Origin of the sequence: Prauserella muralis (genome assembly GCF_003202285.1) — a bacterium.
GTDB lineage: Bacteria > Actinomycetota > Actinomycetes > Mycobacteriales > Pseudonocardiaceae > Prauserella_B > Prauserella_B muralis.
In genome coordinates this window covers 1,700,991-1,725,614 of record NZ_MASW01000001.1, presented here as the reverse complement: position 1 = coordinate 1,725,614, position 24,624 = coordinate 1,700,991, and the positions used below count along the sequence as shown (strand labels likewise).

Below are 24,624 nucleotides of genomic sequence, written 5' to 3'. Positions count from 1 at the left end.
TCAGTCCTGGGCGATCTTCGCCGCGAGGTTGCGGTCCAGCGTCGCGAGGAACTCCTCGGTGGTCTGGTACGGCGTGTCCTTGCCGACGAGCAGCGCCAGGTCCTTGGTCATCTTGCCGCTCTCCACGGTCTCGACGACCACCTGCTCCAGCTTGTTGGCGAAGCCGACGAGCTCGGAGTTGCCGTCGAGCTTGCCCCGGTGCTCCAGACCGCGGGTCCAGGCGTAGATCGACGCGATCGGGTTGGTCGAGGTCGGCTTGCCCTGCTGGTGCTGGCGGTAGTGCCGGGTCACCGTACCGTGGGCGGCCTCGGCCTCGACGGTCCTGCCGTCCGGCGTGCGCAGCACCGAGGTCATCAGGCCCAGCGAGCCGAAGCCCTGCGCGACCGTGTCGGACTGCACGTCACCGTCGTAGTTCTTGCACGCCCACACGTAGCCGCCCTCCCACTTCAGGGAGGCCGCCACCATGTCGTCGATGAGCCGGTGCTCGTAGGTCAGGCCCTTGGCATCGAAGTCGGCCTTGAACTCGTTCTCGAAGATCTCGGCGAAGACGTCCTTGAACATCCCGTCGTAGGCCTTGAGGATCGTGTTCTTCGTCGACATGTACACCGGCAGGCCGCGGTCGAGGCCGTACTGCAGCGACGCGCGCGCGAAGTCCTCGATGGAGCGGCGGTAGTTGTACATGCCCATCGCGACGCCGCCGCCCTCGGGGAACTGCGCGACCTCGAACTCCATCGGCTCGGAACCGTCGGCCGGCGTGTAGGTCATGGTGACCGTGCCGGGACCGGGGACCTTGAAGTCGGTGGCCTTGTACTGGTCGGCGTGCGCGTGGCGGCCGACGATGATCGGCTTGGTCCAGCCGGGCACCAGCCGGGGGATGTTCGAGATGACGATCGGCTCGCGGAAGATCACGCCGCCGAGGATGTTGCGGATCGTGCCGTTGGGGCTGCGCCACATCTTCTTGAGGCCGAACTCCTCGACGCGCGCCTCGTCCGGCGTGATCGTCGCGCACTTCACGCCGACGCCGTGCTTGGCGATGGCGTTGGCGGCGTCCACGGTGATCTGGTCGTCGGTGCGGTCCCGCTCCTCGATGCCCAGGTCGTAGTACTCGAGGTTGATGTCCAGATACGGGTGGATCAGCTTGTCCTTGATGAACTGCCAGATGATGCGGGTCATCTCATCGCCGTCGAGCTCGACGACGGTGCCCTCGACCTTGATCTTGGCCATGAGCGGCGGGACTCCTCTCGCGGGTCTGCGCGTTCTCGTCTTTCGGCACGGGTTAGCGGTACAAGCGTACTGCTAACAGCCGGGCGTGTCTGCCCGCACCCTTGTTAGGCACGCTACCCTCGCCGGCACCCTTGCCATGGCCCGGCGATCGCGCAAGGGTGGGGCTCGTGCGCTTCGCGATCAAGACGCGGCCCGAGCACACCACCTGGGCCGACATCCTCGACGTGTGGAAGGCGGCCGACGACATCGAGCTGTTCGAGTCGGCCTGGAACTGGGACCACTTCTATCCGCTCACGGGCGACCTCACCGGCCCCAACCTCGAGGGCATGACGACGCTGGCCGCGCTGGCGCAGGCCACGCGGCGGATCCGGATCGGCTGCCAGGTCGCGGGCATGATCTACCGCCATCCCGCGGTGATGGCCAACATGGCCGCCACACTCGACATCATCTCCGGCGGCAGGCTGGAGCTGGGACTCGGCGCGGGCTGGAACCAGCAGGAGTGCGACGCCTACGGCATCGAGCTGCCGCCCCTGCGTGAGCGTTTCGACCTGTTCGACGAGGGCATGGAGGCCATCGTCGGGCTGCTGAGCCGGCCGACCACCACGCTGGAGGGCCGCCACGTGCGGCTGACCGAGGCTCGCTGCGAGCCGAAACCGGTGCAGCAGCCGCATCCGCCGATCACCATCGGCGGCAAGGGCCCGAAGCGCACCCTGCGTGCGGCGGCCCGCTGGGCACAGCAGTGGAACATCGTCACCGAGACGCCGCAGCGCTGGCTGGAGCTCAAGGAGATCCTGCACGGCCACTGCGCCGACCTCGGCCGCGATCCGGGCGAGATCACGTGCTCGATCAACGTGCTGATCGACCCGGAGAAGGGCATCGGCCCCGCCGTCGAGCAGGTGGCGACGTTCCGGGAGGCCGGGATGGACCTGGTGGTGATGAACCTGCCGCACCGCGCGAAGCCCGCCCTGCTCGAACCGCTCGCCGAGGCACTGGCGCCGCTCGCCTGAGTCAGGTCGTGGCGAACAGGCCCAGCGTCCGGTCCGGCCGGATGCCGTCGAGCTCCTGCCGCCAGATGGCGTAGAAGCCGGCCTCCTCGCGGTTGCGCAGCTCGACGCCCTCGGCGGCGGCCACGTCCGGTGACGAGCGCACCGCCTCCTCGAGCACCTCCTTGGCGCCCGAGCCGTCGCCGAACTGCTCCTTGCCGCGATGCAGGATCTCGTCCGGCAGCCAGCCCTCGAACGCCTCCCGCAGCAACTTCTTCTCCTCGATGCCCGGCCCGATCATCTTGTGCTCCGGCGGGATCGACAGGGCCAGCTCGATGACGTCGCGGTCGAGGAACGGCTCCCGGGCCTCCAGGCCGAACGCCATGGACGCACGGTCGCAGCGTTGCAGGTTCAGGTGGTGCAGCTCGCCGACCGTGCGCACCAGCTCGGCCTGCAGCGCGTCCGGATCGGTGAAGGGCTCCCGGTGGTAGTAGGCGTAGCCGGCGAACAGCTCGTCGGCGCCCTCGCCGGTGAGCACGGCGTGCACATGCCTCACGGCGTACTCGGCGAGCAGCAGGTTCGGCACGGCGCTGCGCACCAGCGACGGGTCGTAGTGCTCGATCGCCCGCACCGCCCTCGGCAGGGCGTCGACGGCGTCCTGCCTGCTCATCACCACCTCGTGATGTTCGATGTTGTGGTGCTTGGCGTCGAGGTACTCGGCGACCCGGCGCGCGGCGGCCAGGTCGGCGCTGCCCGGGGAACCGACCGCGAACGTCGGCAGGGGCTGCCGGTGCTCGGCCGCGTACTCGGCGGCGACGGCCGCCACGATGGCCGAGTCCAGGCCGCCCGACAGGAACACGCCCACGCCGACGTCGCTCATCATGCGGTTCTCCACCGCCGTCACGATGGCCTCGCGCACGGACTTGACGAGCGAGCGCTCCCACACGCCCGGCTCCTCGGCGCGGCGAGCGGGCCGCACGTGCGCGGGCACGGTGTCGGCGAAACGCACCAGACCACCGGCCGGGCTCCAGCAGTGCCCGGGCGGGAAGGTCTCCACGAGCGGCCGGTCCTCGACGTCGAAGGCGCGCAGTTCGCTGGCGAACAGCGTCACGTCGTCGCGGCGCACCCAGTAGAGCGGCTTCACCCCGAGTGGGTCGCGCGCGGCGAGGAAGTCGCCGTCCTGCGTGGTGAACGCGAGCGCGAACATGCCCCGTAGCCGGGCCAGCCCGGCCGGGCCGTCGACGATCAGGGCGTGCAGCGCGGCCTCGCTGTCCGAGCCCGTCTCGAACAGCGCGTGGCCGAGGTCCTCCCGGATGTGGCGGTGGTTGTAGATCTCGCCGTTGGCCACCAGGTAGGTGGTGGCCCCGGCGTCGGTCAACGGCTGGTGCCCGCCCTCGACATCCATAATGGACAGCCGCTGGTGACCCAGCCAGACATTTCCCCTGCGGATTTCGCCGGTGTCGTCCGGTCCCCGATGTTCAATTCGGGTGAGCATTCTCCGGCACAACTCGACATCAATGCTGCCGACAGCGGCAACGATTCCACACACTGGTGCTCAGCACCTCCTTGGTTGGCACCAATGATAGTTGAGCCAGGCACGGCTGCCGTGTTGAACAATGCACACCCGAAGGCGCCTCGACGTGTGCCCGCGTCGCTTTTACCCTTGTTGTTACGGAGGTGGTCGATGATGCAAGCATCCGTGGGAGATCGAATTCGCGTGCACGGACGCACGGTGGGCGACCGCGAGCAGGAGGGCGAGATCGTCGAGGTGCGGGGTGAGCAGGGCACGCCGCCGTATCTCGTCCGCTTCTCCGACGGCCACGAGGGCCTGATGTTCCCGGGCCCGGACTGCGAGGTCGAGGCTCACGCCGAGTGACCCACCGGCTGCCGGGAGGCTCGTGCGCCGCCCCGCTCCCGCAGCCCGAGCGCGGCGAACACGAGGCTGATCGCGGTGAGCACGGCCGCGGCCTCCGGCAGCAGCGTCGGCCCTCCGACGCTGAGCAGCGCGCCGCCTGCCACGCCCGACAACCCCACCCCGAGGTAGATCGCCGAGGCGTTGAGCGACAGCAGCAGGTTGGCACCGCGCGGTGAGAGCGCGATGAGCCTGTGCTGCACCGGCGGGTTGAACGCCCACGTGACCAGCCCCCACACCAGCATGGCCGCCGCCGCGCCCGGCACGCTCGTCGCCACGACCGGCAGCAACGCCAGGGTCACCGTGAGGCCCGCGATGACGAGCAGCAGCGGGCCCCTGGTGCCCCACCGGTCGGCCGCCCTGCCGCCGAGCAGGTTGCCGAGGGCGGCACCGACGCCGTAGCAGAGCAGCAGTGCGCTCAGGACGCCACCGTCGACGCCCGCGGTCGCAGCCAGCACCGGCGCGATGAACGTGTACACCGTGAAGACGGCGAGGCAGCCGAGCACGGTGGTCGCCAGCACCGCGAGCACGCGGGGATCCCTGGCCGGGGTGAACCGATCCGCGAAGCCCACGGCCGGCGGCGGCGCGACCGAGGGCAGCAGCAGGCGTACCGAGACGGCCCCGAGCGCGGCGACGACGGCGACGAGCGCGAACACACCGCGATAACCGAGCGGGCCGCCGAGCAGGTTGCCGAGCGGCACGCCGACCACCAGTGCCAGCGTCAGCCCGCCGAACACGATCGCCACCGCGCGACCCCGGCGTTCGGGCGGACTCAACTCCGCGGCGACCGCGCTCGCCGCGGGCGTGAACACCGCGGCACCGAGTGCCGTGACGATGCGGGCGGCCAGCAGCAGCGCGTAGTCCGGCGCGAGCGCGGCGAGTGCGTTCCCGAGACCGGTGACGGCGAGCGCGACGATCAGCACCGTCCTCCGCTCCCACTGACCCGTGAGCGCGGCCAGCAGCGGGGAGCCCACCGCGTAGGCGAGGGCGAACGCGGTGACCAGCTGCGCGGCGGCGGCCTCGGAGACACCGAGCTCGGTGGTCAGCGCGGGCAACAGGCCTGCGACGACGTATCCGCTGGCGCCGACGGCGAAGGCGCCGGGCGCCAGTACGGGCGTCCTGGACGCGGAGGCGGGCATTCCACTCCTTGTACGACGATCATCGAAGTTCGATGGGTACCGTACTACGGCCCCTTTCAAAGTTCGAGCGACGTCGTACGATGGGACGCGTGAGCGCCCCCACCTCGAGCACCTACCGGCAGCCGGACCGGTCCGAGATCCGTATCGAGACGGTCCTGCACGCGCTGGCCGATCCGGTGCGACTGGACATGGTGCGCCAGCTGGCACGCTGCGAGGGCGAGCTCGCGTGCGGCGGCTTCGACGTCTCGGTGAGCAAGTCCACACTCACCCACCACCTGCGCACGCTGCGCGAAGCGGGCGTCATCGGCTCGCGCCCGATGGGCACGACGCGGCAGAACTGGTTGCGGCGCAAGGATCTTGACGCGCTCTTTCCCGGCCTGCTCGACGGCATCCTCGCCGCGCCGCGGTAGCTGCTGAAACCGGCGTGCTGATCGTCACGCCGAGCCGGGATGACACAGCGGCGCGTCTCGGTTGAAACTGGACGTAAGACAGCCCAGCGACAGAGGGGTCAACGCTGGCCTGTCTTTCTTTGTGCCTCTGTTCTGTATCGATCCAGCCCGTGTCCTCGGAGGGAGTGCTGTGCCCGTAGCGCTGCTCGCGCTCGCCATCGGTGCCTTCGGCATCGGAACCACTGAATTCGTCATGATGGGCGTCCTGCCCGAGGCCGCCACGGACTTCGGCGTGTCCATCTCCTCGGCCGGCTACCTGATCTCCGGCTACGCGCTGGGCGTGGTGGTCGGCGCCCCGCTGCTCACCGCACTCGCGGTGCGGATGCCGCGCAAGACCATGCTGCTGGCGATGATGGGCCTGTTCATCGCGGGCAACACCCTGTTCGCCTTCGCGCCCAACCACGAGCTGGGAGTGTTCTTCCGCTTCGTCGCCGGCCTGCCGCACGGCGCGTTCTTCGGGGCAGGCGCCGTGGTGGCCTCCAGCCTCGTCGGTGCGGGCCAGAAGGCCAAGGCCGTTTCGATGATGTTCATGGGCCTGACCCTGGCCAACGTCGTCGGCGTGCCGCTGGGCACGCTGCTCGCCCAGAACGTCGGCTGGCGGGCCACGTTCCTGCTGGTCGCGGTGATCGGTGCCGCCGCGCTGGCCAGCATCGCCAAGCTGGTGCCGCACCAGGGCAGGCCCGAGGAGGTCTCGCTGCGCACGGAACTGGCGGCCTTCCGCAAGCCCCAGGTGCTGCTCGCGCTGGCGATCGTCACGTTCGGCTTCGGCGGCGGCTTCGCCTGCCTGAGCTACGTCGCGCCGATGATGACCGACGTCGCCGGGTTCGAGTCGGCCACCGTGACCCTGCTGCTGTCCCTGGCCGGCCTCGGCATGACCGTCGGCAACTACGTCGGCGGCAGGCTCGCCGACCGGGCGCCGGTGCCCGCGCTGTGCTCGGCGCTGGTGGGCCTCGGCACCGTGCTGGCGGTGTTCACCGTGACCGCGCACAGCAAGGTGGGCGCCGCCGTCACGATCTTCTTCGTGGGCGTGGCCGCGTTCATGATCGGCCCGATCATGCAGGCTCGGATCATGGAGAAGGCGGGCGGCGCACCGTCGCTGGTGTCGGCCGCCGTGCAGTCGGCGTTCAACATCGCCAACTCGATCGGCGCGTACCTGGGCGGCCTGGTGATCGCCACCGGCTTCGGGCTCGTCGCGCCCAACTGGGTCGGCGCGATGCTGGCGGTGCTGGGCCTGAGCCTGGCTTCGCTGTCCGGGGTGCTCGACCGCAAGGAGGCCGCGGCCGCCGATGCCGACGACGACGCCTCCGCCCCGGACACCGGAACCCCCCAGCTGGCCACCGCCGGCAGCGTTTAGCCCGCGAAACGCACTCCGCGCGGCTGCCGGCAAGCTCCCCAATGTGGCATTGGTAGCGCTCAACTTCCCCAATGCGGCATTCGTAGCGTTCAACTTCCCCAATGCGGGGTGGGTTCTATTGGTGGTAGCAACGCCCTGATTGATGTGGGGTGTTGTGGATGGCTCGGCGGGTGATTCCGGTGGAGGTGCGGGAGAGGTTTTTCGTTTTGGTGTGTGCGGGCTGGTCGTTGGGGGCTGCTGCTCGGGCTGTGGGCGTGGCGTCGTCCACGGCGGGGCGGTGGTGGCGAAGCTCGGGACTTGTGGAGACAGTGATGGAGGTTGGTCGGCGGGTGGGTTGGCGGGGTCGCCGCCGCCGGTGGTGTCGGGTGGGGCTGATGCGGGTGGTGGTCGGCGGCGGCGGTTGTTGACCGGTGAGGATCGGTGTCAGATCGCGGTGGGGTTGCGGTGTGGGCTTTCGTATGCCGAGATCGGTGCGATGCTGGGGCGGGACCGGTCGGTGGTCTGGCGGGAGGTGCAGCGTAACCGGGGCCGGGATGGCTCGTATGTGGCTCCGGTGGCGCATCGGGCCGCGTTCGAGCGGCGGCGCCGCCCGAAGCGGTTCAAGCTGCAGGACAATCCGGGTCTGTGCCGGCAGATCGAGGAGTGGATGGATCAGGGCTGGTCGCCGAGGTTGATCGCGATGGTGCTGGCTGAGGATCATCCGGTGGGGAGTAGGGACCGCGTGTGTCACGAGACGATCTACCAGGCGTTGTACGTGCAGGCCCGGGGGCGTCTGCGGGCTGACCTGCACACCCAGTTGAGCCTCAAACGCCGCCGCCGTAAGCCCCGCACCACCCCGCGAGCGGGGTCGGCGCGGTTGTATGCCGAGGCGTTCACGATCAGCCAGCGACCGGCCGAGGTCGCCGACCGGGCGGTGCCCGGGCACTGGGAGGGCGATCTGATCCTCGGCGCCGGGAACCGCTCGGCGATCGGCACCCTCATCGAGCGCACGACCCGGTTCACGCTGCTCCTGCACCTGCCCCAGCGGCACGACGCGGCCACCGTCGCCGCCGCGATGATCCGCGAGATGCAGCACCTGCCCGAGCACCTCCGCCGCTCCCTGACCTGGGACCGCGGCCGGGAACTCGCCTGCTACAGCGACATCCAACTCGCCCTGAACATGCCGGTCTACTTCTGCGACCCACACAGCCCCTGGCAACGCGGCAGCAACGAAAACACCAACCGGCTCCTGCGGTTCTGGTTCCACCGAGGAACCAACCTGGCCACCCACACCCGCAACGACCTCCACCGCATCGCCGCCACCCTCAACAACCGGCCACGCCCTACCCTGAACCTACAAACCCCAGCCCAAGCGCTGGACCGGCCTTCGTAGCGTTCAACTTCCCCAATGCGGCATTCGTGGCGCCCGCCCGTCTCCCACCACCACCCAGACGGAGGCGCTCCGCGCCGCTGCATCGGTTCAACGTGACGAATGCCGCATTGGGGAGATGCGGCTCCCGGGACGAAGCGCCCGGCTCAGCCGAGCGGACCACCGATGATGGTCAGCGCCACGAAGAGGATCAGCAGGCCGAGGCCGCAGTAGCTGAGCACGTCCACCACCCGGCTGCGGATGGCGAGCAGGCCCGCCTGCTCGTCGGACAGGGCGGCCCGCAGCACGGCCGCCACCAGCAGGGCACCACCGATGAGAGCGGCACCCTGCCGCCAGTGGTACATGCCGATCCGCAGGCCCGCGATCGCGACGAGTGCCAGCACCACGGCGAACGGCAGGTGGACGAGCGCGCGGCGGCGGCCGGGCTCCGGGGTCGCCATGCTCACCGCGCCGCCCGGCGCTCAGCCGCCTCGACGACGTTCGCGATCAGCATCGCCCGCGTCATCGGCCCCACCCCGCCGGGGTTGGGGGCCACGTACCCGGCGACCTCCTCGACGCCCGGCGCGACGTCGCCGGTCAGCTTTCCGTCGACGCGCGACACGCCCACGTCGAGCACGGCGGCACCCGGCTTGACCATCTCGGGCGTGATGAGGCCCGGCGAGCCTGCCGCCGCCACCACGATGTCGGCCCTGCGGACCTCCTCCGCGAGGTCCCGCGTTCCCGTGTGGCACAGCGTCACGGTCGCGTTCTCGCTGCGCCGGGTGAGCAGCAGGCCGAGCGTCCTGCCGACGGTGATGCCCCTGCCGACCACGGTCACCCGTGCCCCGGCCAGCGGCACGTCGTAGCGGCGCAGCAGCTCCACGATGCCCAGCGGAGTACACGGCAGCGGGCCCGGCTGGTTCAGCACCAGCCTGCCGAGGCTCACCGGCGCCAGGCCGTCGGCGTCCTTGTCCGGGTCGATGCGCTCCAGAACGGCGCCGGAGTCCAGGTGCGACGGCAGCGGCAGCTGCACGATGTAGCCGGTGCACGCGGGGTCGGCGTTGAGCTCGTCCACCACCGCCTCGAGCTTGGCCTGCGAGATGTCGGCGGGCAGCTCCCTGCGAATGGAGGTCACGCCCACCTTCCCGCTGTCGGCGTGCTTCATCCGCACGTAGGCGTGGGAGCCGGGGTCGTCGCCGACCAGCACGGTCGCGAGCCCGGGCGTCACGCCCCGCTCGGCGAGCGCGGCCACCCGGGGTGCGAGCTCGGAGAAGATGGCGTCCTTGGTGGCCCTGCCGTCGAGAACTGTCGCCGTCACGCCGCCGATTGTTCCAAAGCGCGGCGCTCACCGCGCCGCCCGCCCGCCGCGGCGACCACCACGGCCACCAGCGCCAGGCCGCAGCCGGCCAGCGTGGCCGTGGCCAGCGGTGCCGCCGCGGCGGGCACGAGCGCGTCCAGCAGTACGGAGCCGACCAGCTGGCCGGCCACCGAGCCGAGCGCCAGCAGCAGCACGCCGATCCAGGACACGACGAACGCGGCGGTGGCGATGAACAGGATCCCGATCGGCCCTCCGAGGTACAACGCCGGGTTGTCCGGGAAGCCGGTCGGCAGGCCGTGCCAGCCCAGCGACGCCAGCCACGCCACGACCAGTGCGGTCGTACCCGCGGTGAAGTTCACCAGCGCCGCGGTCAGCGGGCTGCCGGACACCGCGCCGATGTGGCCGTTGAACGCCTGCTGTACCGACATGCCCGCGCCCGCCACCAGCGGCAACACCAGCAGCCAGATGGCCGTCGGGTCCGCGCCGCCGACGTCGGCCGAGAGCGCGACACCGACCGCGAGCACGGTGAGCAACGCACCGGCCACCCTGGGCCACGTCAGCGGGCGGCGCCCCGCGGGGCCGAGCCCCGCCTTGTCGACGACCAGCCCGCTGACGGTCTGCCCGGCGACGACGCCCACCGTGAACATCGCCACGCCGAGCACCATCACGCTGACCGACTGCCCCAGCACGTAGAGGGCACCGACGAGCCCGCCCAGCAGGTGCCACGGCCGCAGCCTGCGCTCCCGCAGCGCCGAGCCGACGCGGCCGAGGCCGGTCCGCATGCGCGGGGACACGGCGAAGGCGGCGAGCAGGATCAGCAGCCCGCCGCCGAAGGAGACGACGGCGGCGAGCGCCGAGTCGTGGATCTCCTTGCCGAGCTGCGCGTTCACCCGGCTCTGCACGGCCATGGCCGTGCCGCCGAGCACGGCGAGCAGGATGCCTCCCGCACGTTTCGCCCTGGTCACGCGGCGGGTGCCCGCCCCGGGGGCGGGCCGTGCATCACACTCCGTGTCGCAGGTCGTCACACTCTCCATTGTCCGGGGTGGTTCGACGCGAGCGGTGCGCGCCGCCGGTGACATGTGGCACCCGACACGCCTCGTGCGTTGGCGCCGTACTGCGCAGATCGGGTACAACCGATTCGATGTGCCCCCGCGTCGTGCATTGACGGCACGGATTGGTCAAGATGTTGTCGTGGCACTACCGACCCAGCTGAACGCAACCGAGCAGGACACCCTGGTCAAGCAGATTGGCCTCTCCTTGCTCCGGGCGGCACCCCGCGACTGGCGCAGGGTGACCGCGGAGTATCGCGCCGTGGGGAGGTACCACGAGCTGACCGGCGAGGTCGTCACCGCGGACGGCAGCACCCGCGAATGGGTGGCCACGCACGACATCGCCACCCTGTTCGGCAGGCTGCGCGCCGGGATGTACCGGGAAGGCCGGGGCACCTGGTTCAACGCGCGCTACCAGCTGGACCACCCTTCGAGCTACAACCTCGAGTACGACCGCGAGGAGCCGGAGTGGGACCTCGCGCCGCCGCCTCAGGCCTATGCCGACGAGCTGCGCATGTTCCCGCGCAACGAGGAGAACGTGCCGGACTGGCTGATGCGCCGCATGTCCGGTCTCGGGCCGGAGCGGCCCGGCCCCCGGTTCCGCATCGCCCGCATCTTCGACGGCGCGGGCCCGAACGGCCGCCCGGTGATCAACCGCCCCGAGCTGGACGTCGAGGAGCAGGACCGGCTGCTCGACTACCTGGACGGCGCGCCGGTGGTCGTACCCGGCCGCGGCTACGACGTCGACCGGCTCGCCACGACACCGGAGAGCACGGTGCCGATCGCCTTCCACAGCGACGGCACGTGGATCTGGCCTGCCGCGGTGAACTACTACCTGCGGGAGTACGGCGTCGCGCCGGAACCGGACCTCGTCCAGCACATCCGCGCGAACGGGTTCGCCATCCCGGACGTGCCGGAGCCGGTGCGCCAGGCCGCGAGCGCGCACATCACCCGCGGCGGAGCGCCGCAGCAGCGACCCGCCCCGCCACAGGCGCCGCCGCCCCCGATGCCCGCGCCCGAACCCGAGCCGGAGCACCCCGCGGCCGAGGAGCCGCGGCACCGGGACGACGGGCACCGGGAGCACGAGCCACCGTTCGAGGACCAGTTCGGGGAGCACGACAACGAACGCACCCAGCTGGCCCCGGCCGTGCTGGCCCACGCGCCCGAGCAGGAGGCGGCGCCGGAGGACGAGGACTACGCCGGTCACCCCGACGAGCAACCCGTCGGCGGGGAGCATGCCGCCACCGACGAGCACCCCCTTCCCGGGGAGCACCAGGGCTACGACGAGCCCGAGGAGCAGGACCGGGGCGGAGAGGCGACCGCGTTCGCGCCCCTGCCCGACCTCGAGGGAGGGCCGCCGACCACGATCACCTCGCCGTCGCCGCCTCCGGTGACCCAGCGCGCCGTGCAGGAGCCGCCGTCGGGCGACGCGGCCCGCACCGAGCCACCGGTGTCGCAGCAGCGCACCGACGAGCAGCCGTTGCCGCGCCGGGAGGAACCCGCCGACGCGGGCCCGCCGACGCAGTTCTCGGCACCCCCGCCCCTGCACGACGAGCCGGTGCTGGACGACCTGCAGGACAAGCTCGACGAGCTCGGCGTTCCGGACTCGGTCTACCGCGTCGGCGAGCCCGCCGATCGCGGCTGGGCCATCGAACAGGTGGCCGAGGGCTGGCGCGTCGGCTGGTACGACGGCGAGCTGCGCAGCCCCGCCGTGTTCGGCGACGCCCACGACGCGGCCGCGTTCATGCTGGGCAAGGTACTGCTGGCCCCGGGAGGCACCTCCGAGGTCCCGCCACAGTCACCGCCACAGAAAGCCCAGCAAGCCCCGCCTGCGCCCGAGGAGCGGCCTGCGCCCGCGGCACCGGCCCCGCCTCCGTCGCGGCCGGTGACGGCCACGCTGTCGCCGGAGGTCGCGACCGGGATGCGGCCGCCCCCGGGCCCGCCGAGGGACGGCGTCCCGGCAGGGGGCCCCGGCGGTGTCGCCGGCAGCGCGGGCGACACCGCGCGTCCGGCACCCCCTCGGGAGGACGCCCCCGCGGGAGGAGGCCGCAGGGCCCATGCGGCTCCCTCGGCGGCCCCACCGCCGCCCCAGGCAGCGACGCCGCCGCGCAGGGCCGAGCAGCAGCCTGAGCAGCGGCAGTCGGGCAACCAGTGGCCGATCCAGCCGATGCCCGGCGAGCCACCCCTGACGCTGTTCCGTGGCAAGGAGATGCGAGAGCTGCCCGCCGGCAGTGAGCTGGACCGCTTCGGTGGGCCGAACGGCAACCTGACCTACGCGGCGGGCACGCCGTTCGAGGAACGGTCACTGGTGCCGGAGTGGGTGAACCGTCCGTATCACGTGTACCGGGTGCAGCGTCCGCTCGAGGCACTGGCCGGGGTGGCGATCCCCTGGTTCAACCAGCCCGGCGGCGGCGCGGCCTACCTGCTGCCCGCGTCGATCGAGGAGCTGCTGGCCGAGGGACACCTCATCGAGCTGGATCCCGGGGAGCCACCCATCGACTAGGGGCCGGGCTCTCGCTGGGTGGCGGGTTCCCGCGGCGGTCACGGCCCCGGGCCCGTCAGTGCACGATGAGCCCGTGGGCGGCGGCGTAGGTCAGCGTCGGTGAAGTCGCAGCGCACGAACCGGCGCTGCTCCCACTGGGCGCCGGGCAGAACCGCGTCCTGGTAGTCCTGTCCGATTTCCTCCGGTTGGTCCGCCGCCGGGTCCGCCATGCGGTTCAGCCTTCCACACCGTTCACCAGCTGATGCGCGCGAACAGCGCCCGCAGCCGCGCCGCCCTGCGGGGATGTGTGGCACCGACCCAGGCGATGCGGCCGAGCAGGTGCGCCCGGAAGTCCGGATGGCCGTCTCGGTTCTGTGCCGCGGGGCCGGTGCGCACGCAGTTGTGCAGGATGGCGCGCAGCGCGTCGTAGTCCTCGCGGGGGACGGCGGGTGAGGCGTTGACGACCAGCCCGGCGACCCGCTGCCGCTGGTGTGCCGCCGCGACGGAGGTCTTCGAGTCCCGCAGCGGGAAGCCTTCGTCGCCAGTGATCAGGCGCACCCCGGGCAGCAGCCGGTGCAACGGGAGGTCGGCGTCGCCGGAGAAGACGAGGTCGTCGGCGTAGCGCGTGTAACGGGCGCCGAGGGCGGCGGCGAGTCCGGCGAGCCGCAGGTCGAGCCGCTGGGCGACCGTGTTGGCCACCGCCGGTGAGGACGGGGCGCCCTGCGGCAGGTGCGGGGCCGCGAGGCGGCGCAACAGCCGGCGGCGGGACTCGCGGTCCCGGGTGTTCGGAGCGGCCGACAGCACGTCGGCCGGCGCGGTGGTGGTGAGCAGCCCGGCCACGGCAGCCGCCACCGCGGGCGGGTACCCGGCGAGCCGCAGCAGTGCCCGGACACGCGCGGCCGAGACCGCCGCGAAGAAACCCTCCAGGTCCAGCCGCACGACGAAGGACCGCCCGGCGTGCGGCTCGGCGCACGTGGCGGCCGAACGGCCCGGCCGGAACCCGTGTGCCGCGTCGTGCACCGGCAGCGCCGCAAGGACGTGGCGGGTCACCCGGCGTTGCAACTCGGCCAGCCGCGGTTTGGGTTGCTCGAGCAGCCGGACACCGCCGCTGCGGGTAGGCACCCACCGGTAGCGGTAATGCCGGAGCGCGGCGCCCGCCCTGCGGTTCCAGCCGCGGGTGTCGGCGAACCACTGCAGCTCGCCGACGTCCACGTCCAGCGCTTCGGCGCAGTCGCCGAGGGTCCTCCAGTGAGGGACGGGCCAGCGCCACACGGGCATCGGCTCGACCGGTGCCTCCACCGAGCCCGGCAGCGTGCGCACCGGCAGCGGTGGCAGGGCGAGGATCGCGGCCGCCACGCGTCCCGGATCGTCGGGCGGGGCGTCCGGAAAGCGCTCGTGCAGGCGTGCCGTCAGGTGCCGCGCATCGTCGTCGTCAAGGCGGCTGCCACGGACGAGCCGCGCGGTCAGGTCGGCACGGTCCCAGGGGCCCTCGAGAGCGAGCAGGGCGAGCTGATGGGCCTGCCGCCGTCGCTCGACGGTTCGCCGCCGTCGCCGGGCGCGGCCGCGCTGCCGCCAGTCGCCCACGTCCGCCGCCTCGTCGTCGCCAGGTTCGCTCACCCGCGGCACCCGGCTCTCCCGGCTCTCCGGGTGCGACGAGCGATGTGGGCGATGCGGAGGTGACCTCGTCTCCGCTCTCCCGCGCGCCGATCGCACGCGGAGCATGGCGCCGCGCGTGGGGCGCAGTGCTCAACCGATGCCGGGCTCCCCGGGGTTGCCCCGGAGTGGGTGGGTGACCCCACCTGCTCACCTCCGCATCGCCACACGCTCCGACGGTATCGGCCAGGGCAGGGTCGCGTCTCAGCAATGCGGGCATCGGGCGGTTCACCGGAAGTCCCGCGACTTCGAGGCAACGCGCATGGGCAGGTGCTGCAACCGGTCCGCGAGCAGGCTCACCACGCCGTCGGCCCGTTCGACGACACCACGGACCAACAGGGCCGGGCTGGACCGGGCGATCCGGTGGTAGCGCTGCCACAGCCCGGCCGTGCAGATGACGTTGACCATGCCCGTCTCGTCCTCGATGTTGAGGAAGGTGATCCCGCCCGCGGTGGCGGGACGCTGGCGGTGGGTCACGGCACCGCCGATGAGGACACGCCTGCCGTTCTCGGCCTCCTGCAGCTTCTCGGCGGTGACCACGCCGAGTGCGTCGAGCCGGTCGCGGATGAACTGCGTGGGGAAGCTGTCCGGAGAAAGGCCGGTGGCCCACACGTCGGCGACGGCGAGATCGAGCTGGTCCATACCGGGCAGCGTGGGTGCGGCCGTCCCGAGCACGCTGCCGGGCAGCTTCTCCGGCCGTTCCTCCGCCACCGCACCCGCCGCCCACAACGCCTTGCGCCGGTCCTCTTCGAAGCAGGCGAAGGCTCCGGCCGTGGCGAGCGCCTCGACCTGCGGAGTGGTCAGCCGCACCCGCCTCGCCACGTCACCCATGTCGGCGAAGGCGCCGCCCCGCTCACGTTCGGCGACGAGCGTCTCCGCGAGCGACGTGCCGATGGTGCGCACCGCGGACAGCCCGATCCGCACGGCATGGCCGGATGCCCCGTCTCCCAGCGATTCCAGAGTCGCGTGCGGCAGGCTCGCATTGACGTCCGGCCCCCGCACGGTGACCCCGTGCCGCCGGGCGTCCGCGACCAGCGACTGCGGGGAGTAGAACCCCATCGGCTGCGCGCGCAGCAATCCCGCGCAGAAGGCGTCCGGGTGGTAGTACTTGAAGAACGCGCTGGCGAACACCAGGTAGGCGAAGCTGAGCGCGTGGCTTTCCGGGAAGCCGAAGTTCGCGAAGGCCCGCATCTTCTGGAAGATGATCTCCGCCGTCTTCTCGTCGACGCCCTTGCGCGCGGCGCCCTCGTAGAACCGCTGCCGCAGCCGTTCCATCTTCCGGCCCGACCGCTTGGCCCCCATGGCGTGCCGGAGCTGATCGGCCTCGGCGGCCGTGAAGTCCGCGACGTCGAGGGCGATCTGCATCATCTGTTCCTGGAACAGCGGCACGCCCAGCGTCTTGCCCAGCGCATTCTCCAGCAGCGGGTGCTCCGGCTCCCACGTCTCCTTGCCGGTATAGCGCCGGATGTAGGGATGCACCGAGCCGCCCTGGATGGGCCCCGGACGGATCAGTGCCACCTCGACGGCCAGGTCGTAGAACTCTCTCGGCGCCAGCCGGGGCAGCGTGGCCAGCTGCGCACGGCTCTCCACCTGGAACACGCCGATGGCGTCGGCGCGGCTGAGCATCTCGTAGACGTTGTCGTCCTCGAGGTCCAGCTGCGCGAGGTCGACCTCCACGCCCTTGTGCTCCCGTACCAGGTCGAGCATGTAGTGCAGCGCGGAGAGCATGCCGAGCCCGAGCAGGTCGAACTTGACCAGCCCGACCGATGCGCAGTCGTCCTTCTCCCACTGCAGCACGCTCCGGTTCTCCATGCGGGCCCACTCGATCGGGCAGACCTCGCTCACGGGCCGGTTGCAGATGACCATGCCGCCGGAGTGGATCCCGAGGTGGCGTGGGAAGTCCTCCAGCGAGGCGGCCAGCGCGAGCACCTGCTCGGGAATGTCGTGGTCCTTCTCGCCGCGGGTGTTGCGCAGCGGCCCCCAGCGGTCGATCTGCTTGCTCCACGCGTCCTGCTGCCCCGGGGAGTGGCCGAGTGCCCTGGCGGCGTCGCGGACCGCCGACCGGGCGCGATAGGTGATGACGTTGGCCACCTGCGCCGTGCACAGCCGTCCGTACTTCTCGTAGACGTACTGGATGGCCTTCTCCCGCAGGTCGGACTCGATGTCGAGGTCGATGTCGGGATAGCCGTCCCGGTCCGGAGCGAGGAAGCGTTCGAAGAGCAGCTTCCAGCGCACCGGATCGACCTTCGTGATGCCCAGCGCGTAACAGACCGCCGAGTTGGCCGCCGATCCCCTGCCCTGGCACAGGATGCCGTTTCTCCGGCAGAACCTCGCGATGTCCCACACGATCAGGAAGTAGCCGGGGAAGCCGAGCCGTTCGATGATCTCCAGCTCGTGGTCCAGCTGCGCGTAGGCCTCCCTGTGCTCCTCCCTGCTGCCGTAGTGTTCCCGCGCGCCTTCCTCCACCCGCTCCCGCAGGTAGCTCGCCTCGGTGTGTCCCTCCGGGACGTCGAACGGTGGCAGCTCCGGCGCGATCAGCTCCAGCCGGAACGCGCACCGCTCGCCCAGCAGCGCGGCCCGCTGCACCGCCCCGGGGTAGCGCGCGAACCGCGCCTCCATCTCGGCGCCGGAACGCAGGTGCGCCGTGCCCGCCGCCGCGAGCCAGCCCTCCATCTCGTCGAGGCCCCTACGGGCCCTGATGGCGGCGAGCGCCTGCGCCAGGTAGGCCCGCTGCGGCTTCGCGTAGTGCACGGCGTTGGTGGCCACGGTCGGCAGCCCCAGCTCGGCCGCCAGCCCGGCCAGGATGTCGTTGTGCGTGCTGTCGAGCGGCCTGCCGTGATCGATCAGCTCGACGTAGACGTCCTTCTCCCCGAACAGCTCGACCAGCTCCCGCAGCCGGGCCGCGGCCGCTTCGGGGCCGTGCTCGGCCAGCGCACGCCGGACGGCGCCCTTGCGGCAGCCGGTGAGCACGGCACAGTGACCCGCCACCTCGGCGGCGACGGCCTCCAGGTCGTACACCGGTCTGCCCTTCTCCGCCCGTTCCTCGCGCGGCAGCTCCCGGTCGTGACCCCGCAACTGGCCCGCCGTGATCGCCCGGCACAGGCTCGCGTACCCGTCCTGACCCTTCGCCAGCAGCAACAGGTGCTCGCCCTCCGGGTCGGCGACCCCGTTCTGCGGCCCGGAAAGCCCGAGGCTGAGTTCGGTGCCGAACACCGTGCTGATGCCCACATCACGGGCGGCCTCGGCGAACCGCGCGACGCCGTACATGCCGTCGTGGTCGGTGATCGCGATGGCGTCCAGCCCGAGCCGGGCCGCCTCCTCGACCAGCTCCTCGGGGTGGCTGGCACCGTCGAGGAAGCTGAAGTTCGAGTGGCAGTGCAGCTCCGCGTAGGGCACCCGGGTGGTGGCGCCGCCGTTGTCGTCACCCCGCGGCGACGCCAGATCGGCGGGGCGCAGGTACCGCTCTCTTCTGCGTCCCCACGCGGGACTGTCGTTGCCGTCGCCAATGCCGTCCGGCAGTTCCGCGCCACCGGACAGGGTGCGTTCCAGCTCCCGCCACGGCACCGGCGGATTGTTCCAGCCCATGGCCCTATCCGTCGTTCTCCGGCGACATCCTCGGCGCCGGGATCACCGGGTAGACCCGCTGCGCCTCCATCCGCACGACCCTGGCCTGCCTGCCCCACGGGGACACGGGTTCCACCGGGAGCGACCACGGATCATCGCCCGCCTCCGGGTTCGTCCACTGTGGCCTGGCACAGGAGAACTCGTCATCCATCAGTCGTACACCCCTTCTACTGTCCACAACGGACTCTCGTTGCCCTGCCAGCGCAACAGCAGTGCGCCGCCGGGCCGCTCCGGACCCTCCCCTTCCAGCACCACCTGCATCCGCGCGCACGTCCCCGCGCCGTCGCCCGCCCACCAGCGGCCGAGCACCGGCCACGGCCCCGCCCACTCCACGACCCGCCTGGCGGGGCCGCCGTCGATCGCCACCTGCCGGGGAACGCCGGTGACCTGGTACCGGCCGGTGATACCCACCTCCTCGCCTTCCGCCCCGGCGACGACGGCGGGCACCGGCTCCTCGAAGACGGTGGCCGGGGACGGGCCGGGCAGCCGCTCCGGCCAGGACGCCTCGTGGCCGGGGGACGGGGCCCGCTGGTCGCCCCACGGCACCAGCCGCACCCGCTCCGCGGGCCCCCGCCCGCCCTCGGTGACCGCGGTGAACACGCTGTCCGGCCCCAGCAGCCCCTGCACGTGGACGAGGGCGCGGCCGGCCCGTTCCGCCTCCGGGGTGTGCTCGCCGCCCTGCCCCGGCGCCGGTTCCGCGCCGCCTCGCCACAGGCCGAGCTGCAGCGACCGGCCCTCGACGGTCTCCTCGGGCTCCAGCCGGATTCGCGTGACCCCCGCCGTGGGCCGCACTCCCTCACCGGCACGCAGCCACCCCTCGAACTGCCAGCGCACGCGGTCGGCGATGCCCTCCGGGGTGAGGGGCTCCGCACACCGCCAGACCCTGCTGAGCTGCTCGCCGTGTTCGGTGGTGGCATAGATGCCCAGCCGGGTGCAGGCCAGCCCACGGGAGGCGAGTCCGTCGTGGAAGCGGCCTGCCAGCGTCTTCGCCATGAAGGCGGCGGCGTCCACCCGCTCCAGCGGCGGGTCGAACGACCTGCCGGCGGACAGTTCCGGCGGAGGACGCCGCCGGTGGGGCGGCCGCTCGTCCTGCCCACGAGCCAGCCGATGCGCGAGCAGCCCCACACTGCCGAACCGCGAGACCACGTCCTTCTCCGGCAGGGCGGCGAACGCCCCCAGCGTGCGCAACCCGAGACGGCGCAGCAGGTCCACCAGCTCGGCGCGTTCCGAACCGGGCTGGTCGAGCTCGGTGACGCTCAGCGGAGCGAGGAACTCGGCGGAGCACCCCGGATCGACCAGGGACGAACGGTGTGCGGCCAGTGTCGCGGCGAAGAGCCCGTCGGCGATGCCGATCTGGCACTCCACCCCGGCCACGCCCGAGACGTGGTCCACGAGCAGCTCCACGAGCCGCAGCTCACCGCCGAAGTAGCCCGCGGCCCCGCTGACCGGCACTGCCACCAGCCCGGGGCGCACGACCTCCACCCCGACGACGAGCTCCTCCACCGCCGCGGCCACCGGTTCGAAGAGGCGCGCGTCCCGGTCGGGATCCTCGGCCAGCACCGCGATCTCCGGGCACCGGGACTGTGCCTCCCTGCGCCGCATGTCCCTGGTGACTCCGGCCGCCCTCGCGACCGCCGAGCACGCCACGACCCTGTTGGCGGCGAACACGGCAGCGGGCAGGTGAGCGGGCAGCCCCGCCGCCGCGCTCGCGGCGACGACGGGCCAGTCCGGGCACCACAGCACCAGCATCCGCGCCTGCCGCTGCTGTGCGCGCTCGCCACTCATCCCACCTTCACCTCCTCGGGAGGCGAGAGTCCAGGACGGACGGCAGCGCTTCCGGTGGCGGTCACGGTGCCGTCGGGCCCCGGGAGCAGCAGCGTCGCCCTGGTCGGCCTGGCGGCGGCGCCCCGGCCCACGGCATCCACGACGACCTCCCGTTCCCGCAGGTAGCCGGATCCGCCTTCGAGGCCGGACCAACGCGCGGACGTGCAGCGCAGCTCCATGTCGGCGCCCGGCCAGGAGCCGAACGCCAGCAGCACCGCACCCCGGTGCCGTGCCCTGGCGGAGAGCCGGCGAGCGGTCTGGGTGCCACCGAAGCGTCCGGGCGGGCCGGTGACGACCAGGTCCACGCCGTCGAGCAGCGCGGCGGCCGCCGCCGCGAAGTCGGCGCCGGGCCGGGGCACGAGAGCGAGCCGGCTCACCTCGACCCCGAGTTCGCCCGCGGCGACCACCCCGAGGCGGGGCAGGCCCACCACCGCCGCCCACGAGCCGACCGCCGTCGCCTCGGCCAGCAGCGCCAGCAGCAGCGAGGTGGACCCGCGGACCGCGATCGTGCTCCCCCTCCGCAGTCCGCCCCAGGGCAACAGGTCCTCGAGCGCGGGCAGCACCGGCAGGACCCGTCCCGTGACCTGCGCGTGCTCATCCCGGGCCGCGACCGCACTGGCGGTGCCCACCCCCGGCAGGGACGCCAGCCGCGCCACCGTCTTACCCGCCCCCGCCCCCGGCCCCGGCCCCGGCCCCGGGAAAGACGGGGAAGACGAGGAACGGGCGGCACGCAAATCCGCCACCGCGCCCGGCATCGCACACCACCTCCCTCACGGACAGCACGAAGACCCGCCCACGCCACGAAAGGCGCGGGCTGCCTGCATCGGTCGCCGCGGGGAAGACGGCGCGTACATCGAACACATGTTCGATACCTCTAGAGAACACCAGGCTCGCGAAGGTGTCAAGGAACTCCGGTGTCACGTAACCCTGCCGGGTTATGCGTGCCTACGGCCTGCGGCTCAGCCACTCCGGCACGGTGAGCGCCTCCGGCAGGAGTTCCCGCGTCGGTGCGGTCTCCATCGGGAACTCGGCGGTGCTCAGCCAGCGCCACATGGTGGTCAGGTCCGTGCCGACGAACCGCTCGAACAACCCGACCGGCATCGGCAACCGGCGCGGAGCCCTGCCGGTGGCCTCCTTCCACAGCACCCGGCACTCGGCGATCGACCGGACGTCGGCGACCAGCTGCAGATCCGCGCCGACGAACCGGTCCGGATCGGCGAAGAGCTTCGCGACGACGGCGCCAAGGTCGTCGACGCACAGCCACCCGACGGGCCGGTCGGCGCCCATCAACCGCGGCATCAGGTTCCACGTCGAGACCTGCGGGTAGAAGGCCCTGTCCGTCATCAGCTCCATGAATCCCATCGGCCGGGTCACGGTGAAGGGCACCCCGAGCTGCTCCAGATACGCCTGCACCTGGAGCTTCGACTCCCACGAGCCGATACCGGTACCGGACCTGCCGACCCCGGCCGAGGCGTACACCAGATGCCGCACACCGGCTTGCGCGGCGGCGTCCGCGACGTTGCGGCCCTGCACGACCTCCTCGGCCACGCCACAGATCATGGGGTTCTGCACGCTGAACACCCCGTGCGCGCCCTGGAACGCCTTCCGCAGGGTGGCCGGGTCCGCCATGTCGGCGCCGAGCACGTCCGCGCCCAGCGTGGCGAGCCGCCGCGCGGGCTCTCCCCGAGGGTGCCGGGTGAGCGCCCGCACCCGCCAGCCGTCGGCCAGCAGCTGCCGTGTGACCGCTCCGCCCTGCCGCCCGGTGGCTCCCGTGACCGCGACGATCCGATCAGCGTTCACCGGTCTCTCCTCGCGCCCGCGCCGCACTGGTCCCGCTAAGTCGGTGCCGTGACCAGGACTGTTACAGCAGGGCCCTCGTTTGGGGCACGAGCAGCGACACGATGAAGTACGTCCTGCTCGCCCACGCTGACCGATGGCCCCCTGAAATGCAGTTAGCCCGCGAAACGCACTCCCGGGCCGCCGCCACGGGTGCAGTTAGCCCGCGAAACGCACGTCAGAGGGGTGCCGGGGAGTGCAGTCTGCCCGCTGAACGCGCTTCTCGGGGGTCGGGTCAGTGGGCGAAGTGGCGGGTGCCGGTGAGGTAGACGGTGGCGCCCGCGGCCTCCGCGGCGGCGATCACCTCGGCGTCGTGCACCGAGCCGCCCGGCTGCACCACGGCCCGCACACCGGCCTCCAGCAGCACCTCGAGGCCGTCCGGGAACGGGAAGAACGCATCCGACGCGGCCACCGAACCCTTCACCCGGTCGCCCGCCCGCTGCACCGCCAGCCGCGCCGAGTCCACGCGGTTGACCTGCCCCATGCCGACACCGACCGTCGCCAGGTCGCTCGCCAGCAGGATCGCGTTGGACTTCACCGCCCGGATCGCCCGCCACGCGAACTCCAGGTCGGCCAGCGTCGTCTCGTCCACCGGGTTGCCCGTCACCAGTGTCCAGTTGGCCGGATCGTCGCCCGGCGCGTCGATCCTGTCGACCGTCTGCACCAGCATGCCGCCCGAGATGGGCCGGAACTCGACCGCCTCGGCGCCCGCCTGCTCGCCGAGCCGCAGCAGCCGGATGTTCTTCTTGCGCGTGAGCACGTCGAGGGCGTCGGCGTCGAAGTCCGGCGCGAGCACCACCTCGGTGAACACGTCGGCGATCTGCTCCGCCGTGTCGACGTCCACCGGCCGGTTCGTCGCGATCACGCCGCCGTAGGCCGACAGCGGGTCACACGCATGGGCCTTGCGGTGTGCCTCGGCGATGTCGGTGCCCACCGCAATCCCGCACGGGTTGGCGTGTTTGATGATCGCCACCGCGGGCTGTGCGAAGTCGTAGGCGGCGCGACGGGCGGCATCGGTGTCGACGTAGTTGTTGTAGGACATGGCCTTGCCGTGGAGTTGCTCGGCATGGGCGAGGCCGCCCCGCGAGTGCGTGTACACCGCGGCCCGCTGGTGCGGGTTCTCGCCGTAGCGCAGCACCTCGCCACGCTCCCAGGTGGCGCCGGCGAAGTCGGGGAAACCGGAATCGTCCACGGGCGCGTAGACACTGGCGAACCACGACGCCACCGCCGTGTCGTAGGCGGCGGTGTGCGCGTACGCCTGTGCCGCCAGCCGCCTGCGTTCGCCCAGGTCGAAGCCGCCGCCGCGCACCCGCTCCAGCACCCAGTCGTAGCGGCGGGGGTCGACGACGACGGCCACCGAGCCGTGGTTCTTCGCCGCCCCCCGCACCATCGCGGGCCCGCCGATGTCGACGTTCTCCACGCAGTCCTCGGGGCTCGCCCCGGACGCCACGGTCTTCTCGAACGGATACAGGTTGACCACGAGCAGGTCGAACGGTGCGATGTCGAGCGTGCGCAGCTGCTCGAGGTGCTCGGGCCGGTCCTGGTCGGCGAGCAACCCGGCGTGCACCCGCGGATGCAGCGTCTTCACCCGTCCGTCCAGCGACTCGGGGAACCCGGTCAGCTCCTCGACCCGCGTCACGGGCACCCCGGCATCGTCGATGACCTTGGCCGTGCCACCGGTGGACACGATCTCCACACCGGCGGCGTGCAGGCCGGTCGCCAGCTCCAGCAGCCCCGTCTTGTCCGACACGCCGATCAACGCGCGGCGAACCGGCCGCTGCCCGGCGCCACGAGACTGCTCGCTCACGAGAACCTCACCTTTCGTCCGTCCACCGTGCAGCCCGCACGGCCCAGCTGCTCGATCACATCCACCAGGAGCCTGCGCTCCACGACCTTGATCCGCTCGTGCAGGCTCGCCTCGTCGTCGGCCGCCTCGACCGGGACGGCCTGCTGCGCGATGATCGGCCCGGTGTCCACACCGGCGTCGACGAAGTGCACCGTCGAACCGGTGAGCTTGACGCCGAGTTCCAGCGCGTCCCGCACGGCGTGCATGCCGGGAAACGCGGGCAGCAGTGCCGGATGGGTGTTGATGACGCGGTTGGGGAAGCGGGCGAGGAACCGCGAACCGAGGATCTTGAGAAAGCCCGCCGAGACCACCAGGTCCGGCCGGTAGGCGGCGACCGCGTCGGTGAGCGCCTTGTCCCAGGCTTCCCGATCGGGGTGATCGCTCATCCTGACCGCGAACTGCGGGACGCCGGCGCGCTCGGCCCTCGCGAGTGCCTCGATGCCGTCCCGGTCGGCCCCGACGGCCACCACCGTCGCGGGGAAGGACGGCTCGCGCGCCGCGTCGAGCACCGCCTGCAGCAGGGTGCCCGAACCGGATGCGAGTACCACCAACCGCGCCGGACTGGGCAACTCCAACCTGCTAG

The 24,624-nt window shown here is 71.9% G+C and carries 19 protein-coding genes and 1 pseudogene; 6 read left to right on the top strand and 14 right to left on the bottom strand.

Annotated elements, in window-relative coordinates; all coding sequences use genetic code 11:
- Entirely contained in the window at positions 1-1,224 is a 1,224-nt protein-coding gene (locus BAY60_RS09270; protein ID WP_112280327.1) for an NADP-dependent isocitrate dehydrogenase, read from the bottom strand.
- A gap of 167 nt (positions 1,225-1,391) precedes the next feature.
- On the opposite strand from BAY60_RS09270, the gene BAY60_RS09265 reads away from it, so the two are divergent.
- Positions 1,392-2,231 carry a TIGR03560 family F420-dependent LLM class oxidoreductase gene (locus BAY60_RS09265; RefSeq protein ID WP_112280825.1) on the top strand — a complete coding sequence of 280 codons (840 nt, stop codon included), beginning with the start codon at positions 1,392-1,394 and terminating at the stop codon, positions 2,229-2,231.
- A 1-nt stretch (position 2,232) separates the two neighbouring features.
- Here BAY60_RS09265 and asnB read toward each other — a convergent pair whose 3' ends face one another.
- Positions 2,233-3,756 (bottom strand): asparagine synthase (glutamine-hydrolyzing), encoded by a 1,524-nt coding sequence (gene asnB, locus BAY60_RS09260; RefSeq protein ID WP_112280326.1) that lies wholly within the window; start codon positions 3,754-3,756, stop codon positions 2,233-2,235.
- Positions 3,757-3,894: 138 nt separating this feature from the next.
- Here asnB and BAY60_RS09255 point away from each other — a divergent pair, with 138 nt between their 5' ends.
- Complete coding sequence (locus BAY60_RS09255) at positions 3,895-4,083, top strand: DUF1918 domain-containing protein (protein ID WP_112280824.1); 189 nt, start codon at positions 3,895-3,897, stop codon at positions 4,081-4,083.
- On the opposite strand, the gene BAY60_RS09250 is transcribed toward BAY60_RS09255, so the two are convergent.
- Positions 4,071-5,258, bottom strand: a complete 1,188-nt coding sequence (locus BAY60_RS09250; RefSeq protein ID WP_112280325.1) for an MFS transporter — start codon at positions 5,256-5,258, stop codon at positions 4,071-4,073. The two genes, BAY60_RS09255 and BAY60_RS09250, sit on opposite strands and share 13 nt — an antisense overlap.
- An 80-nt stretch (positions 5,259-5,338) precedes the next feature.
- On the opposite strand from BAY60_RS09250, the gene BAY60_RS09245 reads away from it, so the two are divergent.
- From BAY60_RS09245 to BAY60_RS09235, 3 genes and pseudogenes are all read left to right on the top strand, one after another.
- Entirely contained in the window at positions 5,339-5,668 is a 330-nt protein-coding gene (locus tag BAY60_RS09245; RefSeq protein ID WP_112280324.1) for an ArsR/SmtB family transcription factor, read from the top strand.
- 169 nt (positions 5,669-5,837) lie between these two features.
- On the top strand, positions 5,838-7,061 hold the full coding sequence (locus BAY60_RS09240) for an MFS transporter (protein WP_112280323.1): 1,224 nt from the start codon (positions 5,838-5,840) through the stop codon (positions 7,059-7,061).
- A gap of 158 nt (positions 7,062-7,219) precedes the next feature.
- Positions 7,220-8,433: pseudogene (locus BAY60_RS09235) on the top strand (IS30 family transposase).
- Positions 8,434-8,576: 143 nt separating this feature from the next.
- Here BAY60_RS09235 and BAY60_RS09230 read toward each other — a convergent pair.
- The 3 genes from BAY60_RS09230 to BAY60_RS09220 are packed head-to-tail and all read right to left on the bottom strand — an operon-like array spanning position 8,577 to position 10,752.
- Complete coding sequence (locus BAY60_RS09230) at positions 8,577-8,870, bottom strand: DUF3017 domain-containing protein (protein WP_112280322.1); 294 nt, start codon at positions 8,868-8,870, stop codon at positions 8,577-8,579.
- Between the two features lie 2 nt (positions 8,871-8,872).
- Entirely contained in the window at positions 8,873-9,727 is an 855-nt protein-coding gene (locus BAY60_RS09225) for a bifunctional methylenetetrahydrofolate dehydrogenase/methenyltetrahydrofolate cyclohydrolase (RefSeq protein WP_112280321.1), read from the bottom strand.
- Positions 9,724-10,752 (bottom strand): DMT family transporter, encoded by a 1,029-nt coding sequence (locus BAY60_RS09220; protein WP_342769761.1) that lies wholly within the window; start codon positions 10,750-10,752, stop codon positions 9,724-9,726. Before BAY60_RS09220 ends, BAY60_RS09225 begins: the two co-directional genes overlap by 4 nt.
- A 166-nt stretch (positions 10,753-10,918) precedes the next feature.
- On the opposite strand from BAY60_RS09220, the gene BAY60_RS09215 reads away from it, so the two are divergent.
- Positions 10,919-13,279, top strand: a complete 2,361-nt coding sequence (locus tag BAY60_RS09215; protein ID WP_245992382.1) for a glycohydrolase toxin TNT-related protein — start codon at positions 10,919-10,921, stop codon at positions 13,277-13,279.
- A 231-nt stretch (positions 13,280-13,510) separates the two neighbouring features.
- Here BAY60_RS09215 and BAY60_RS09210 read toward each other — a convergent pair whose 3' ends face one another.
- The 8 genes from BAY60_RS09210 to purN all read right to left on the bottom strand — a co-directional run bounded on the left by BAY60_RS09210 (position 13,511) and on the right by purN (position 24,616).
- Positions 13,511-14,875, bottom strand: a complete 1,365-nt coding sequence (locus tag BAY60_RS09210; protein ID WP_245992381.1) for a reverse transcriptase family protein — start codon at positions 14,873-14,875, stop codon at positions 13,511-13,513.
- 264 nt (positions 14,876-15,139) lie between these two features.
- Complete coding sequence (locus tag BAY60_RS09205) at positions 15,140-18,496, bottom strand: error-prone DNA polymerase (protein ID WP_112280320.1); 3,357 nt, start codon at positions 18,494-18,496, stop codon at positions 15,140-15,142.
- Positions 18,497-18,500: 4 nt separating this feature from the next.
- Positions 18,501-18,686 (bottom strand): hypothetical protein, encoded by a 186-nt coding sequence (locus BAY60_RS09200; RefSeq protein ID WP_112280319.1) that lies wholly within the window; start codon positions 18,684-18,686, stop codon positions 18,501-18,503.
- A complete protein-coding gene (locus tag BAY60_RS09195) occupies positions 18,686-20,284 on the bottom strand; it encodes a DNA polymerase Y family protein (RefSeq protein ID WP_112280820.1) in 1,599 nt (532 codons plus the stop codon). The genes BAY60_RS09200 and BAY60_RS09195 overlap by 1 nt, the downstream gene beginning before the upstream one ends.
- A 32-nt stretch (positions 20,285-20,316) precedes the next feature.
- Positions 20,317-21,015, bottom strand: a complete 699-nt coding sequence (locus BAY60_RS09190) for a hypothetical protein (RefSeq protein WP_112280318.1) — start codon at positions 21,013-21,015, stop codon at positions 20,317-20,319.
- 289 nt (positions 21,016-21,304) lie between these two features.
- Complete coding sequence (locus BAY60_RS09180) at positions 21,305-22,159, bottom strand: NmrA/HSCARG family protein (RefSeq protein WP_170160335.1); 855 nt, start codon at positions 22,157-22,159, stop codon at positions 21,305-21,307.
- Between the two features lie 271 nt (positions 22,160-22,430).
- On the bottom strand, positions 22,431-24,002 hold the full coding sequence (gene purH / locus BAY60_RS09175) for a bifunctional phosphoribosylaminoimidazolecarboxamide formyltransferase/IMP cyclohydrolase (protein ID WP_112280315.1): 1,572 nt from the start codon (positions 24,000-24,002) through the stop codon (positions 22,431-22,433).
- Positions 23,999-24,616: a phosphoribosylglycinamide formyltransferase gene (gene purN / locus BAY60_RS09170; protein WP_112280314.1), complete on the bottom strand. Its 618-nt coding sequence runs from the start codon at positions 24,614-24,616 to the stop codon at positions 23,999-24,001. The genes purH and purN overlap by 4 nt, the downstream gene beginning before the upstream one ends.
- Positions 24,617-24,624 lie beyond the last annotated feature (8 nt).

Excerpts from the sequence above, each read along its gene's own strand:
- BAY60_RS09270 (WP_112280327.1), bottom strand. The coding sequence starts at position 1,224 with ATGGCCAAGATCAAGGTCGAGGGCACCGTCGTCGAGCTCGACGGCGAT.
- BAY60_RS09255 (WP_112280824.1), top strand. The coding sequence starts at position 3,895 with ATGCAAGCATCCGTGGGAGATCGAATTCGCGTGCACGGACGCACGGTG.
- BAY60_RS09195 (WP_112280820.1), bottom strand. The coding sequence starts at position 20,284 with ATGCTGGTGCTGTGGTGCCCGGACTGGCCCGTCGTCGCCGCGAGCGCG.
- BAY60_RS09230 (WP_112280322.1), bottom strand. The coding sequence starts at position 8,870 with ATGGCGACCCCGGAGCCCGGCCGCCGCCGCGCGCTCGTCCACCTGCCG.
- BAY60_RS09250 (WP_112280325.1), bottom strand. The coding sequence starts at position 5,258 with ATGCCCGCCTCCGCGTCCAGGACGCCCGTACTGGCGCCCGGCGCCTTC.
- BAY60_RS09205 (WP_112280320.1), bottom strand. The coding sequence starts at position 18,496 with ATGGGCTGGAACAATCCGCCGGTGCCGTGGCGGGAGCTGGAACGCACC.
- BAY60_RS09245 (WP_112280324.1), top strand. The coding sequence starts at position 5,339 with ATGGGACGCGTGAGCGCCCCCACCTCGAGCACCTACCGGCAGCCGGAC.
- BAY60_RS09200 (WP_112280319.1), bottom strand. The coding sequence starts at position 18,686 with ATGGATGACGAGTTCTCCTGTGCCAGGCCACAGTGGACGAACCCGGAG.